Source organism: Xanthomonas sp. PPL134 (genome assembly GCF_040595915.1).
Lineage (GTDB): Bacteria > Pseudomonadota > Gammaproteobacteria > Xanthomonadales > Xanthomonadaceae > Xanthomonas_A > Xanthomonas_A indica.
This window is the reverse complement of sequence record NZ_JAMDLL010000020.1, coordinates 13,048-27,389: the sequence shown is the minus strand read 5'-3', so window position 1 is coordinate 27,389 and position 14,342 is coordinate 13,048. Positions and strand designations below refer to the sequence as shown.

Here is a 14,342-nt window from a genome sequence, read left to right as displayed (position 1 = left end):
TCTTGATTAAGTATTGAGAATCATTATCATCTCGATGCACCCCGTGGATGGAGTCCGACCATGACCGCTCAACCCGTGCTGTTGCGTCACCCCGAAACCCTGAGCCTGCGCGAGCGCACCGTGCCGCGCGCGGTGCCGGCCGAAGAAACCATCAGCAGCCAGGCGCTGCTCAAGGGTCGCCGCGAAGTGCTGATCCAGCACGGCGACCGTGTCTATCGCCTGCGCCACACCAGCAACGACAAGCTGATCCTGACCAAGTAACGCCGTCCGGCCGCCGCGCGCGGCCGGCCTCCCCGCTCGATCTGCCGCCACCTGGCCGACGCCCCTGCGCGTCGGCCGCGGCCGCCTCGCAGTCGCGATCCTTCTCTCTCCCCTCGGCCAGGCGCGGACCCCGCGCCGTGCCGGTCGAGGGTCTTCCGCGACGACCGATGCTCTCCATGTTCCGTACCGCTCCGCTGACCGGCGCGCTGTGGCTGGCCCTGGCCTCCTGCGCGCATGCCGCTCCCGCATCCGCCTCTGTCTCTTCTTCCAACGCTGACGCCGACGCCAGTGCGGCGTCCGCCGTCCGCGATTTCGATCGCCTGCAGGTCACCGCCACCCGCACCCAGCGCGCCATCGTGGATGTGCCGGGCAGCGTCGATGTGATCGACCGCGAACAGATGGATCGCACCCTGGTCCACGACCTGAAGGACCTGCTGCGCTACACGCCGGGCGTGTCCGCCACCGGCAACAGCGGCCGCTTCAGCGGCATCTCCGGCATTCGCATCCGTGGCCTGGACGGCAACCGCGTGCTGATCCAGACCGACGGCATCCCGGTCTCGGACAGCTTCAGCTTCGGCAGCTACCTCAACGCCAACCGCAACTTCGTCGACATGGACACGCTCAAGCGCGTGGAGATCGTGCGCGGCCCGGCCAGCGCGCTGTATGGCTCCGATGCGCTCGGTGGCGTGGTGGCCTACGTCACCAAGGATCCGGCCGACTACCTGGCGCCGGGCAAGGACAGTTACGTCGGCCTGAAGTTCGGCTACGAGAGCGAGTGGAAGGGCCTGTTCGCCGGCGCGCTGGTCGCCTTCGGCGGGGACCGCTGGAGCGGCATGGCCGCGCTCAGCCATCGCCAGGGCCAGGAGAGCGAGACCCAGGGCGACAACCGCAGCATCGGCGCCGCCCGCACCGCGCCCAATCCGCTCAGCAGCGACGGCCGCAGCCTGCTCAGCAAGCTGGTCTACGCGCCCAGCGCCAACCAGCGCTTCAAGCTGACCGTCGAAGGCAACGAGGACTATTCCCGCATCGATGCGCTGAGCAACGTCACCGCCAGCATCCTGTCGCAGCGTGGCCGCGACCATCAGACCCGCGCCCGCGTGTCGCTGGGGCACGAGGTGGACCAGCTCGACACGCTGCTTGCCGACGACCTGCAGTGGCAGCTGTACCGCCAGGACAGCCAGAGCCTGCAGCGCACCGACGAGCGCCGCAGCAACGCGACGCTGCGGCACATGGAGCACGACTTCGACCAGCGCCTGTACGGGCTGCAGGCCAACCTGCACAAGCGGGTGGACCAGGGCCGCGTCGTGCACGACATCAGCTACGGCATCGACCTGTCGCACACCGATACCCACGAGAAGCGCGACGGCCACACGCTGAACCTGCGCACCGGGGCGATCAGCAAGACCGTGGGCATGGAGACCTTTCCGGTCCGCGATTTCCCGATCACCGAGACGCTCAAGGCCGGTGCCTACCTGCAGGACGAGATCGCCCTGGCCGACGGCCGCTTCAGCCTGACGCCGGCGCTACGTGCCGACTACTACCGGCTGTCGCCGCAGGTCGATGCGATCTTCGCCACCGACAATCCCGGCGTGGCGGCGAAGAAGATCAGCGACCGCAACGTCTCGCCCAAGCTCGGCGCGATCTGGCGCCTGGACGACGCCTGGTCGCTGTACGCCAACTACGCGCATGGCTTCCGCGCGCCACCGTACAACGACGTCAATATCGGCTTCACCAATCTGCTGATCGGCTACACCGCGATCGCCAATCCCGACCTGAAGCCGGAGACCAGCCGCGGCGCCGAACTGGGCGTGCGTTACGCCGGTCCGGCCATCTACGCCGGCCTGAGCGCCTACCGCAACGCCTACCGCGACTTCATCGAGTCCTACCGCTTCGTCGGCTTCAACGCCGACGGCCTGATGCTGTATCAGTCGCGCAACGTCGACCGAGTGACCATCCGTGGCGTGGAGGCCAAGGCCGGCATCGACTTCGGCGCACTCGATGCGCGCTGGGCCGGCTGGTCGCTGCAGGCCAGCGCCGCCTATGCGCGCGGCGACAACCGCACCGACGGCACGCCGCTCAATTCGGTGGATCCGCTGCGCGGCGTGCTCGGGCTGGGCTACGACCGCGGCACCTGGGGCACGCAACTGGTCGCCACCGCGGTGGCGAAGAAGCGTCGGCCGGAACTGCCCACCTACTACACGCCGGCCGGCTACGCGACGCTGGACCTGCTCGCGCACTGGCACTTCACCGAAGGCGCGCGGCTCGACGTGGGCGTGTTCAACCTGGCCGACCGCCGCTACATCGACTGGAACATGCTGCCCGGCGCGACCCTGGCCAGCAGCGCCGTGCTCGACCGCTATACCGGCGCCGGGCGCAACGTCTCGGTCAGCCTGGCGCTGGATTGGTAGCCGCGCATGCGCACGGCGTCGCCAGCGCGGACGGAGCAGGAGCGGATGGCCGCGTTTGCGCCGCTGCCGCGCCCGGCGCAACTGGCCGCGCTGGGCACCGTGCTGTGCCTGTACCGCGCCCGCACCGGCGCCGAACTGATCGGCTGGCGCCATGCCCGCGGCGTGGCCGCGCACCTGGACGTGGACAGCGACGGCGTGCTGGAGAGCCTGCGCTTCTACGATCGCCAGCAACAGTGCTGCTGGCGCCTGTATCTGCTGCCCGACAGCGATTTCGTCGCCTGGGACATGCTGCTGTCGGCGTTGCCCGCGGCGCAGGATGCCGCCGACGGCGGCGTCGCCGAGCGGCTGTGGCGGCGCGTCGCCGGGCGCCTGCGTGGCGATGGCTGGCACGCGCGGGCGCTGCGCCTGCACGCGGCCGATGGCGTGCTGGCGGCCAGCGTGGCCGGCGTGTCGCCGCTCGGCGCCAGCATCGCCCGGCGCATCGCGCGCCTGGAGGCGGCCGAGGGCGACGTGCTGGTCGACGACTGCTGTTGCGCCCGCGCCGGCCGCCCTGCGCCGCGTCCCGATCCCGAGCGGCCATGGCCGCTGCTGCGGTTGTGAGCGGCCGATCGGTTTCCTCGTTCCCATCACCCAAGACAACTCTCTCGATGATGAAAGCTCCGCCTCTGTTCTGCGCCCTGCTGCTTGCCGGCAGCCTTCCCGTCCATGCCGAGAACGCCGACCCGGCACGCGACCGCGCCAGCATCCTGGCGATGCAGGGCGAGTACACGGTGGCGTTCGCCTTCGACGAGACGGTGCTGCTGCAACCCGGCTACACGCGCGCCGCGCCGATGCGCAGCGGCGGCGACGAAGTGGTGATCGTGGTCGAGGACAGCCCGCGCAAGGTGGTGCTGCAGCATCTGCTGGTGGAGCCCAAGAGCGGCCACGTGACCAAGCACTGGCGCCAGGACTGGATCTACGAGGCGCCGCAGCGCTTCGAGTTCAGCGCCGACCAGACCTGGCAGGTGCGCCCGCTCGATGCCGCCGCCACCAGCGGTGCCTGGACCCAGTGCGTGTACGAAGTCAGCGATGCGCCGCGCTACTGCGGCACCGGCCGCTGGGACTACGCCGACGGCCATCCGACCTGGACCAGCGACCTGAGCTGGCGCCCGCTGCCGCGTCGCGAGTACACCAAGCGCAGCGACTACAACGCGCTGGCAGTGATCAACCGGCACACGCTGACCCCGGCCGGCTGGACCCACGAGCAGTTCAACACCAAGGTGCTGCGCAAGCCCGATGGCAGCCAGCAGGCCATCGCCCGCGAGTTCGGCTTCAACGACTACGTCAAGACCACGACCGTCGACTTCACTCCGGCGCGCACCTACTGGAACGCGACCCAGGGCTACTGGGCCAGGGTGCGTGCGCGCTGGGACGGCCTGCTCGGCAAGCCACCGGGCGTGCACCTGAAGACCAAGGTCGATGGCATGGCGATCATCGTGCCACTGTTCGGCCAGGCCGAGGCGGTGCAACAGGGCAAGCCGGTCAGCGATGCGCAACTCGATGCGGTGTTCGCGCAATGGACGGCGCCGGCGCCGGCCGCGCGCTGAGGCCAGCGTCGGCGCCACAGCCAGGGTGGGGAAGGCGGCCGGGATGGCGCCTTCCCCTTTTTTGCGTTTCATCGATGCGCGGGCATTTGTGCCGGCGGCGACCGGCCGTGGAGATGACGCCCGAATTGCTCAGCGCTGCATGCCCCAGCGGCGCACGGTGAGCCGTTCCAGCACGCGGAAGCCGGCGCCTTCCACCAGCAGGCCGAGCAGGATCACCATCGCCAGCCCGGCGAAGACACGGTCCGTGTAGAGCTCGTTGCGATTCTGGAAGATGTACCAGCCCAGGCCACCCTGGCCGGAGGTGGCACCGAATACCAGTTCGGCGGCGATCAGCGTGCGCCAGGCGAAGGCCCAGGCGATCTTCAGGCCCGACAGGATCGCCGGCAGCGCGGCCGGCACCAGGATCGCGACCACGTAACGCAGGCCGTGCAGGCCGTAGTTGCGCGCGGCCATGCGCAGCGTCTCCGGCACGCCCTGGAAACCGGCGTAGGTGTTCAGCGCCAGCGGCCACAGCACCGCGTGCACCAGCACGAACACCAGGCTGCCGTTGCCCAGGCCGAACCACAGCAGGGCCAGCGGCAGCAGGGCGATCGCCGGCAACGGATTGAACATCGCCGTCAGCGTGCCCAGCAGGTCGCGGCCGATCCGGGTCGAGACCGCCAGCGCGGTCAGGCCGAAGGCCAAGGCCACACCGAGCGCATAGCCTTGCGCGAGCATGCGCAGCGACGCACCGACCCGCCCCAGCAGTTCGCCGCTCCACAGCCCGTCGGCGAAGGCGCGCGCGGTCTGCAGGAAGCTCGGCAGCAGCAGGTCGTCGTCGAGCCAGCGCGCTGCCGCTTCCCACAGTGCCGCGAGCGCGACCAACACCAGCGCCTGGCGCAGCCAGTCCGGGACCTGCCGCCGTCGGGTCACGGCCGTCGGCACGGTGGCGGTGTAGGGCACGACCGGGTTTTCGTACTCGGCGCGGATCGGCGGCCGCAACGGTGCGGCGGCGCTCATGGCGTGGCCTCGCGCATACCGGCGCGGCGGCGCAACGGTGCGACGTTGCTGGCGGCCGTCGCCGTCCCCTCGGTGTCGTCGCCGACGTCGGCGGCGCCCGGCGGATCGAACAGCAGCCGGTGGATGCGCTGTGCGGCGTGCTGGAACGCCGCGCTGCCGACGCTGCCGGGCCCGAAGCCGTGGCTGTTGAGTTCGGCGCGCACCTGGCCCGGATGCGCCGACAACAGCACGATGCGGCTGCCGACCAGCAAGGCCTCCTCGATCGAGTGGGTCACGAACAACAGGGTGAAGCGCGCCTCGTCCCACAGTTCCAGCACCTCCTCCTGCATGCGCTGGCGGGTCAGTGCGTCGAGCGCGGCGAACGGCTCGTCCATCAGCAGCACGCGCGGCTGCATCGCCAGCGCCCGCGCGATCGCCACGCGCTGCTTCATGCCGCCGGACAAGGTGTGCGGATAGGCGTCGGCGAACGCCGACAGCCCGACCTTGTGCAGGAAATGATCGGCGCGCTCGGCCGCTTCGCACCGCCCCAGCTTGCGCGCCGCACGCAGGCCGAAGGCGACGTTCTGGCGCACCGTCTTCCACGGCGCGAGCTGGTCGAATTCCTGGAACACCACCACTCGGTCCGGCCCCGGTGCGCGCAGCACCTGCCCATCCAGGCGGATCTGGCCCTCGCTGGGCGCGACGAAGCCGGCGATGGCCTTGAGCAGGGTCGACTTGCCGCAGCCCGACGGGCCAAGCAGCACCATGCGATCGGCGGCATACACGTCGAAGCTGACCTGGTGCGTGGCGCGGACCACGCGCGACCCGCTGGCGTAGTCCAGGCTGACCCGTTCGAGCTGCAGCAACGGCGCCGGCGTCAAGGCGAAAGGGTTCATCTCAGCTGCCTCCGGCGACTTGCGCGCTATCGAAGAAATAGTCCTTGACCGAGGTCGGCGCCTGCTTGATCGCGCCGATCCGGGACAGGAACTGGCCAAGCTTGAGCGTGTTCTGTGGCGCAGTCTTGAACTGCACCTTGGGGTCCTTGAGGATGCGCAGCACCAGCGCGCGATCGATCTTGCCGCCATTGCGGCGCACGAATAGGTCCGCCGCCTGTTCCGGCTGGCGTTGCACGAACACCGCCGCCTCGGCCAGCGCCGCGACGAAGGCCTGGTAGGTCTTGGGATTGTCGCGGCGGAACTTCTCGGTGGCGTACAGCACCGTGGCCGAGGTCGGGCCGCCTTCGATCGCGTACGAGTCGAGCACGATGTGCGCCTTCGGATTGCGCGCCAGTTCCTGTTCCTGGAACGGCGGGCTGGCGAAGTGCGCGGTGATCTCGGTGCCGCCGCGGATGATCGCCGCGGCCGCGTCGGGATGCGGCAAGGCCACCTGCTGCGCGTCCAGCCGGTTGTAGGCGCGCTCGCCCCAGCGCTGCGCCGAGGCATGCTGCAGCAAGCGCGACTGCACCGACACGCCGACCGCCGGCACCGCGATGCGGTCGCGCGGGCCGAAATCGTCCAGGGTCTTGATCCGCGGATCGTTGCTGATCAGGTAGTACGGGAAGTTGCCCAGCGAGGCCACGCCGCGCACGTTCTGGCGGCCGCGCGTGCGATCCCACAGGGTGAACAGCGGGCCCACGCCGGCGCCGGCCACGTCTATCGACCCGGACAGCAGCGCATCGTTGGCGGCCGCGCCGCCGGACAGCTGCACGGTCTCCACCGCGATGTCGATGCCGGCGGCCTTGCCGTGCTTCTCGATCAGCTTCTGCTCCTGCGCCACGTCCAGCAGCAGGTAGACGATGCCGTATTGCTTGGCGATACGCAGCCGGCCTTCGGCGTGCGCGGACTGGACGTGCAGCAGCGCGACGGCGAGCAGCGCGGTGGCGAACCAGCGTAGCCGCCGCGCTGCGGCAGCGGGCGACGCGGTGGCCGGGAATGCGGGCGAATCGAAAGCGGTCATGCGTCGTTCCAGTGGGGGAAGGGACTACGCGGTCGGACAGCGGCGTATCCGCCGCGTGGAGGGGCGCGGCTCAGAACGGCACGTCGCCCTCGATGGTGGTGCGGTGCAGGCGCCGGCGCAGGTGGTCCGGCGTGCCGCCGGCCAGGTGGGTGACCGAGCGGTTGTCCCAGAACACCATGTCGTGCGGCTGCCATCGGTGCCGATAGACCAGCGCATCGTCGCTGCTGTGCGCGAACAGCGCCTGCAGCAGCGCATCGCTTTCGTCCTGCGGCAGGCCGACGATGCGGGTGGTGAAGTGCTCGCTGACGAACAGCGCGCGGCGCCCGGTCTCCGGATGGGTGCGCACGATCGGATGGCGCACCGGTGGCACCTCGTCGATCTGCGCCTGGGTCAGCGGCGGGCGCCACGGATTGCGCTTGCGCAGGTCTTCGTACTTGGCCAGGTAGCTGTGCTCGGCCAGGCGTCCGTCGACCGCGCGCTGCAACTCGAGCGGCAGCGTATCCCAGGCCAGGTGCTGGTTGGCGAACAAGGTATCGCCGCCTTCGGCCGGCAACTCCTGTGCCAGCAGCATCGATCCCAGGCTCGGGGTCGGCTTGTACGACAGGTCCGAATGCCAGTAGTGGCCGGCATCGCCCAGCCCGATCGGCTGGCCATGCTCCTTGATGTTCGACACCACCAGCACTTCCGGATGATCGCGCAGCTGGAACTGGCGCAGCACATGGATCTGCAGCGGGCCGAAGCGGCGGCTGAAGGCGACCTGTTGCGCCGGGGTGATGCGCTGGTCGCGGAAGACCAGCACGTGGTAGTGCAGGTGCGCGCGATGCAACAGCGCGAACGTGGTGGCGTCCAGCGGTTGGGTCAGGTCCAGCCCCAGCACCTGCGCGCCCAGCGGCGCGGCGAACGGTTCGATGCGGACCGTCGGCGCGGCGGCGGCCGGCCGTGTTGCGATGGATGCGCGTGCCATGCGGCGGCCTCGTCTGCGAAGGATGCGACGCCATGGCTCCGGCATGCGGCGTCCATGCCCACTGTAGGCCGCGCCCGGCGCGCGCCGAAGCAACGATTCGGATGGTGCTTATACGCAACCGGCATATGCGTGGTGCCGGGATTCGGGATTCGGGATGCGTCGTGGTGCGCCGATCGCCGTTGGTGGTGCGTGCCGCCGATGGTGGCAAGCCTGCGGGGGCGACGTCCGCGTCTTGCAGCGGCCCGGTGTGCCGGGCCGCAAGGCGCTTGGTCTCGCGCAAGGCCAGCGCCGGCGGCGTGCGCAGGATGCGGCGGGTGCCGACTCGGTGAAGATCCCAGTCGGCCTACCGAAGATCAGGGAGCTGGAACCTGCATTTGCCCGGACGCCACCGGTGCTAGTGGCGTCGCGGTCGGCGACGCGTCGTCCGTGGCAGTGGACATCACCTGTTGGATCCACGGCAAATAGTGGGACACGCGGACCGCATGCGTGAGCTGGCCATACAGGCCTTGCACGAACGGGCGCTGTGCCGTCCAGGTGCTCCAGAACGGATGGGCCGGCGGATATTGACCCCAGGAGGTCAGGCCGACGAGCTGGCGCGCATCGCCTGCGCCGATCAACAAGGGGCCGCCGCTGTCGCCGCTGCCGGCGATGCCTTCCAGCGGCAGGGCAGACGGCGGCGGATCGAAGCGATACCAGAGGTAGCGCGGATCAGCGCCGACGATCGTGTTGAACGCGTGGCGCAGCACGCCGCGATGGGCACCGTGGGGATCCTGGCCGACGCTGCCGTTGCCGGTGGCGCCCTTGCCGATCAGTTCGGCGGTCATCCCCACCTCGTCGTCGCCGAGGTACAGCGCGGCCGGCGCCACGTCCGTTACCGGCGTGGCCAGCTCGATCAGCGCGATATCGTCGGAGGCGGCCAGAAACGCGTAGAACTTGGCGAAGTCGCGCGAGGCCAGCGCCTCCTGCACCAGCGCGTCGGGCAGCTTGCGATAGCCGGAATGGACGACGACCCGCTTGATCCTGTGCGCCACGCCGCCGATGGACACGTCCTGGTCCATGCCCGGCATCTGCATCGGCGCTGCGTGCGCGGCGGTGACCACCCATCGCGGGGCTATCAGCACACCGTGCCCCTCGCCGGGCAGGTCGGCCAGTGCCGGGAATGCCGCCGCCGGGATCCGATAGCGCGCTTCCTCCACGTCCGCCCTGACCACCACGGCGCCGGCCTTGGTGGCGATGGCAAGCAGGCAACAGGCGACAATCCATTTCATGCGTTTCTCCTTTCGATGCACCGCGATCCTGCTCGTGGTGCTGAACGCATTGCGCCTGCTGTCGCCACAGACCGCCGCCGAGCGCCCGATGCGGCCGTATCACGTCCGCGCAACGTGCAGCGCTTTTCCAAATCCCCAATCTCCATTCCCCAATCCCGGCTGCCCTCAGTTCTCGCGCAAGGCCAGCGCCGGCGGCGTGCGCAGGATGCGGCGGGTGCCGGACCAGCCGGCGAGCAGGCTCAGCGCCACGCCACCCAGGCCGCCGAGCAGCAGCGCCGGCCACGGTGGCGACAGCGCGAGGTCGAAGGCCTGCCTGGCCACCACCACGCCGATGATCGCGGCCGCGCCGACCGCAAGGACCGCCGCGAGCAGGCCGAGCGCGCCGAACTCCACCAGCACCGCACCGCGCAACTGCCCACGGCGTGCGCCCAGGGTGCGTAGCACCGCGCTGTCGTAGCGACGCTCGCCGGCGGTGGCCTGCAAGGCAGCCAGCAACACCAATGCGCCGGCCAGCAGGCTGAAGCCCATCACCAGTTGCACTGCCTGGGCGACGCGGTCGATGACCTCGCGCACGCGCTGCAGGATCGCGTCGATGTCCAGCAGCGACACGTTCGGATAGGCGCGGCTGAGCCCGCTCAGTTGCGCGGCCGAGGCGCGCGGCAGATGGAAGGCGGAGATCAGGTTGTACGGCGCATCCTGCACCGCGCCGGCGTTGAGCAGCAGGAAGAAGTTGACCCGGAACGAATCCCAGTCGGCCTTGCGCAGGCTGGTGACGGTGAAGCTGCGCTGCTGGTCGCCGAGCAGCAGGGTGATGCGGTCGCCGAGCTTGAGTCCGTAGCGCTGCGCCCAGCCTTCCTCCACCGAGGCCTCGGCGGCGGTGCTGTCGGCGGCCCAGAAGCGTCCGGACAGCAGCCGGTTGGCGGCGGGGAACGCGTGCCGCCAGGAGAAGTTGATCGGCCGGTCGCTGCCGTCGCCGTCGTCGTCCGGACCCTGTTCGCGGCGCTGCGGCGGCTTGCCGTTGATCGCCACCAGCTTGCCGGTGCTGAACGGTTCCACCGCTGCGTCGGCCACGCCCAGCGTGCGCAGGGTGCTCAGCACCTGCTCGGCCTGGTCGGGCTGGATGTTCATCAGGAAGTAGTTCGGCGTGTCCGCCGGCAGCCGGTCGCGCCACTGCCCGAGCAGGCCGGGGCCGATTACCGCCAGCAACAGCAGGGCGCACAGCGACAGCGACAGGCCCACCAGTTGCACCACGCTCAGCGCGCGACGCCGGGTCAGCGCCGCCAGGCCCAGCTTCCATGGCCCGCGCAGCCGTCCCTGCAGCCGCCGCAACACCGCCAGCAGCACCGCGCCGACCGCCGCGGCCAGCGCCGCCAGCAGGGTCAGGCCGCCCAGCACCCAGGCCGCGAGCACGCCGTCGCCGGTGGCGTAGACCGCCAGCACCACGGTGGCGACCAGGGCCGCGGCGTAGACCAGCAGCGAGGTCGGCGGCAGCGCGGCGAAACTGCGGTTGAGCACGCGCATCGGCGGCACGTCGCGCAGGCGCAGCAGTGGTGGCAGGCCGAAGCCGAGCAGCAGCAACAGGCCGATGCCGGCGCCTGCCAGCGCCGGCGTGGCCTGCGGCAGCGGCAGACGGTTCGGGATCAGGCTGCCCAGCGCTTCGACCAGGCCGACCTGGGCCAGCATGCCCAGGCCCACGCCGAGCGCGCAGGCGGGGATCGCCAGCAGCAGCAACTGCAGCGCCAGCGCGCCGAGGATGTCGCGCTGGCGCGCACCCAGGCAGCGCAGTACGGCGACCTGATCGATGCGGCGCAGGGCGAAGCGGTTGGCGGCCAGTGCGGTGGCGACGCCGGCCAGCAGCACCGCCAGCAACGCGGCCAGCGCCAGGAAACGCCCGGCGCGGTCGAACGCGCCGCGCACGCCGCGCTGGGTGTCCTCGATGCCGACCAGGCGGAACGCCTTGGCGCGCGGCGCCAGCCATGCGCGCAGGGCGGCGATCTCGCCGGGCGCGCCTGCGAACATCAGCCGGTAGGAGGCTCGGCTGCCGGGGCCGAGCAGGCCGGCGGCATCGACGTCGGCGCGGTTGACCAGCAGCGGCGGCGACAACTGCATCAGTTCGCCGGAGGCATCCGGCTCGGCGCGCAGCACCCGGGTCACGCGCAGCGTGCCGGCGCCGAACTCCAGCGCGTCGCCGAGCTTCAGGCCCAAGGCCTCGAGCAGGCGCGGATCGGCATAGGCCTCGCCGCGTGGCGGCGGCCCGGCGCGTTCGCTGCCGGCGCCGACGGTATCGCGCGCCACCAGCAGCTCGCCGCGCAGCGGATAACCGGCGCCCACCGCCTTGATGTTGGCCATCTGGCTGGCGTCGCCGTGGAACAGCACGCTGGGGAAACTGACCAGGCGCGTGCTGCGCAGCCCGCGCCGCTGCGCCTCCTCGGCGAAGGCGGCCGGGATGTCCTGGCGTCCGCTGACGCCGAGATCGCCGCCGATCACCTCGGCGGCGCTGCCGGTCAGCGCCAGGGTCACCCGGTCGACCAGGGTGCCGACCGCGGTCATCACCGCCACGCCCAGCACCAGCGCGGCGAACACGGTCAGCAGGTCACCGGCGAACAGCTCGCGGCGCAGCGCGCGCGCGGCGTGGCGCAGCACGTTCATGCGGCATCCGCCGCGTCGGCGGCGCGCAGGCGGCCGCCGTCGAGGCGGTAGCGGTGCTCGCAGCGCTGCGCCAGGCGCATGTCGTGGGTGACCAGCACCAGGGTGGTGTCGCTGCCGGCGTTGAGCGCGAACAGCAGGTCGCTGATCTGTTGTCCGGTAGCCTGGTCGAGGCTGCCGGTGGGCTCGTCGGCGAACAGGATGCGCGGCCGCGCCACGAACGCGCGTGCCAGCGCCACGCGCTGCTGCTCGCCGCCGGACAGTTGCCGCGGGTAGTGCCGCGCCCGCGCGCTCAGTCCGACCGCCTCCAGCACTTCGCGTACCCGCGCCGGATCCTCGCGTCCGGCCAGTTCCAGCGGCAGGGCGATGTTCTCGGCCGCGGTCAGCGACGGCAGCAGGTGGAAACTCTGGAACACGAAGCCGACTTCGCGTGCGCGCAACGCGGCGCGGGCTTCCTCGTCCAGCGCATTGAGCGACTGCCCGGCCAGCACGATCTCGCCGCGCGTGGGCAGGTCGAGGCCGGCCAGCAAGCCGAGCAGGGTGGTCTTGCCGGAGCCGGAGGCGCCGACGATGGCGACGCTGTCGCCTTCACCGATGGTCAATCCCACCTTGTCGAGAATGTGGACCGTACCCTCCGGTCCGCTGACGGATTTGCCGACATCGCGCACGTCGATGGCGATGCCGGCGCGAAGCGTGGGGGCCTGACTGTCGATGAGGGAATCTCCGATGCGTGGTGATGAGACGAGAAGCAAGCGGGCCTGGGCGCGCCGCGCCTGGCTGCTGCTGGCATGGTGGGTGCTGCTGCCCGTCATCGCCTGTGCCAAAGGTGCGACGGGCCCGGTGCTGGTGCTCGGCGACAGCCTCAGCGCAGCGCACAACATCCCGCTGCAGTCCGGTTGGGTGGCCTTGCTGGACAAGCGCCTGCAGCAACAGATGCGGACGCCGCCGGCCGTGGTCAATGCCAGCATCAGCGGCGAGACCTCCTCCGGCGCGCTGACCCGCCTGCCGGCGCTGCTGCAGAAGCACCGGCCGTCGGTGGTGGTGATCGAACTGGGCGGCAACGACGCGTTGCGCGGGCTGAGCCCGGCCGAACTGCGTGGCAACCTGGAGAAGATGATCGTGCTGAGCCGTGACGCGGGTGCGAAGGTGCTGTTGCTGGGCATCGACGTGCCGCCGAATTACGGCCCGGGTTACCGGCAGCGCCTGCGCGCGGTCTACGCCGACCTGGCGAAGCAGTACCGGACCGGCCTGCTGCCGTTCCTGCTGGAAGGCGTGGCGCTGAACCCGGCGCTGATGCAGGGCGATGGCCTGCATCCCACCGCCGCGGCCCAGCCCAAGGTGCTGGACAACGTGTGGCCGCAACTCAAGCCATTGATCGCGCAGTAGTTTTTTCTCTGCTCAGGCAGATCAAGCGGTCTTCACGCCGCCACCACCGCCCATCCGGCATGTTTCACAAAGCTGAAGACTGAGGAAGCGTTATGCGTCAGACCAAGGAAACATCCGGGCTCGTGCTGGTGGTGGAAGACAACCGCAATATTTCCGAGATGATCGGCGAGTATCTGGAAGGCCGCGGGTTCGAAGTGGATTACGCCTGCGACGGCCTGGACGGCTACCGCCTGGCGGCGGAGAACAGCTACGACGTGGTGGTGCTGGACCTGATGCTGCCGCGCCTGGACGGCATCGAAGTGTGCCGCCGCCTGCGCAACGACGCGCGCAAGTCGACCCCGGTGCTGATGCTGACCGCGCGCGACACGCTCGACGACAAGCTCACCGGCCTGGGCTTCGGCGCCGACGACTACCTGACCAAGCCGTTCGCGATCCAGGAACTGGAAGCGCGCCTGCGCGCGCTGATCCGCCGCGAGCGCCGCCAGGTCGGCTCGGAAGTGCTGAAGGTGGCCGACCTGGTGCTGGACCCGGTGAGCATGCGTGCCACCCGCGCCGGCACCGAGCTGCAACTGTCGCCGATCGGCCTGCGCCTGCTGACCATCCTGATGCGCGAATCGCCGCGCGTGGTCACCCGCCAGGAAATCGAGCGCGAGATCTGGGGCAACGGCCTGCCGGACTCGGACACCCTGCGCAGCCATCTGTACAACCTGCGCAAGATCATCGACAAGCCGTTCGACCGCCCGCTGCTGCACACCGTGCAGAGCGCGGGTTACCGCATCGCCGACATCGCCCAGCCGATGAGCTGAGGCGGCGCCCGATCGTGGAATCCGCAGCGGCCCCGGTGAACGGGGCCGCTTGCACGAAAGACTCACGATCGCCCTTCCTATAA

General features: G+C 70.3%; 13 protein-coding genes. 6 read left to right on the top strand and 7 right to left on the bottom strand.

Annotated features, from left to right (window positions below; all coding sequences use genetic code 11):
- Nucleotides 1-60 precede the first annotated feature (60 nt).
- The 4 genes from M3U25_RS19670 to M3U25_RS19655 all read left to right on the top strand — a co-directional run bounded on the left by M3U25_RS19670 (nt 61) and on the right by M3U25_RS19655 (nt 4,255).
- Complete coding sequence (locus M3U25_RS19670; RefSeq protein WP_017907561.1) at nt 61-261, top strand: hemin uptake protein HemP; 201 nt, start codon at nt 61-63, stop codon at nt 259-261.
- A gap of 176 nt (nt 262-437) precedes the next feature.
- Nucleotides 438-2,669 carry a TonB-dependent hemoglobin/transferrin/lactoferrin family receptor gene (locus M3U25_RS19665; RefSeq protein WP_355500465.1) on the top strand — a complete coding sequence of 744 codons (2,232 nt, stop codon included), beginning with the start codon at nt 438-440 and terminating at the stop codon, nt 2,667-2,669.
- A 6-nt stretch (nt 2,670-2,675) separates the two neighbouring features.
- The gene (locus M3U25_RS19660; protein WP_355500468.1) at nt 2,676-3,269 is read left to right on the top strand and encodes a Hemin transport protein; all 594 of its coding nucleotides are present in this window, start codon (nt 2,676-2,678) and stop codon (nt 3,267-3,269) included.
- 47 nt (nt 3,270-3,316) lie between these two features.
- Nucleotides 3,317-4,255 carry a DUF6607 family protein gene (locus M3U25_RS19655; RefSeq protein ID WP_355500471.1) on the top strand — a complete coding sequence of 313 codons (939 nt, stop codon included), beginning with the start codon at nt 3,317-3,319 and terminating at the stop codon, nt 4,253-4,255.
- Nucleotides 4,256-4,384: 129 nt separating this feature from the next.
- Here M3U25_RS19655 and M3U25_RS19650 read toward each other — a convergent pair whose 3' ends face one another.
- From M3U25_RS19650 to M3U25_RS19620, 7 genes are all read right to left on the bottom strand, one after another.
- On the bottom strand, nt 4,385-5,254 hold the full coding sequence (locus tag M3U25_RS19650; protein WP_355500473.1) for an ABC transporter permease: 870 nt from the start codon (nt 5,252-5,254) through the stop codon (nt 4,385-4,387).
- Nucleotides 5,251-6,129 carry an ABC transporter ATP-binding protein gene (locus tag M3U25_RS19645; RefSeq protein WP_355500476.1) on the bottom strand — a complete coding sequence of 293 codons (879 nt, stop codon included), beginning with the start codon at nt 6,127-6,129 and terminating at the stop codon, nt 5,251-5,253. Before M3U25_RS19645 ends, M3U25_RS19650 begins: the two co-directional genes overlap by 4 nt.
- 1 nt (nt 6,130) lies before the next feature.
- Nucleotides 6,131-7,189 (bottom strand): ABC transporter substrate-binding protein, encoded by a 1,059-nt coding sequence (locus tag M3U25_RS19640; RefSeq protein WP_355500479.1) that lies wholly within the window; start codon nt 7,187-7,189, stop codon nt 6,131-6,133.
- Between the two features lie 70 nt (nt 7,190-7,259).
- Nucleotides 7,260-8,153: a TauD/TfdA family dioxygenase gene (locus M3U25_RS19635; RefSeq protein ID WP_242160715.1), complete on the bottom strand. Its 894-nt coding sequence runs from the start codon at nt 8,151-8,153 to the stop codon at nt 7,260-7,262.
- Between the two features lie 353 nt (nt 8,154-8,506).
- Nucleotides 8,507-9,421, bottom strand: a complete 915-nt coding sequence (locus tag M3U25_RS19630; protein ID WP_355500919.1) for a trypsin-like serine protease — start codon at nt 9,419-9,421, stop codon at nt 8,507-8,509.
- Between the two features lie 165 nt (nt 9,422-9,586).
- The gene (locus M3U25_RS19625) at nt 9,587-12,070 is read right to left on the bottom strand and encodes an FtsX-like permease family protein (RefSeq protein ID WP_355500483.1); all 2,484 of its coding nucleotides are present in this window, start codon (nt 12,068-12,070) and stop codon (nt 9,587-9,589) included.
- Nucleotides 12,067-12,669 (bottom strand): ATP-binding cassette domain-containing protein, encoded by a 603-nt coding sequence (locus M3U25_RS19620; RefSeq protein ID WP_010342203.1) that lies wholly within the window; start codon nt 12,667-12,669, stop codon nt 12,067-12,069. Before M3U25_RS19620 ends, M3U25_RS19625 begins: the two co-directional genes overlap by 4 nt.
- A 124-nt stretch (nt 12,670-12,793) precedes the next feature.
- On the opposite strand from M3U25_RS19620, the gene M3U25_RS19615 reads away from it, so the two are divergent.
- Both M3U25_RS19615 and M3U25_RS19610 read left to right on the top strand, forming a co-directional pair.
- Nucleotides 12,794-13,453, top strand: coding sequence for an arylesterase (locus M3U25_RS19615; RefSeq protein WP_355500487.1), 660 nt, complete (start codon nt 12,794-12,796; stop codon nt 13,451-13,453).
- A 92-nt stretch (nt 13,454-13,545) separates the two neighbouring features.
- Nucleotides 13,546-14,259, top strand: a complete 714-nt coding sequence (locus tag M3U25_RS19610) for a response regulator transcription factor (RefSeq protein WP_003481607.1) — start codon at nt 13,546-13,548, stop codon at nt 14,257-14,259.
- Nucleotides 14,260-14,342 lie beyond the last annotated feature (83 nt).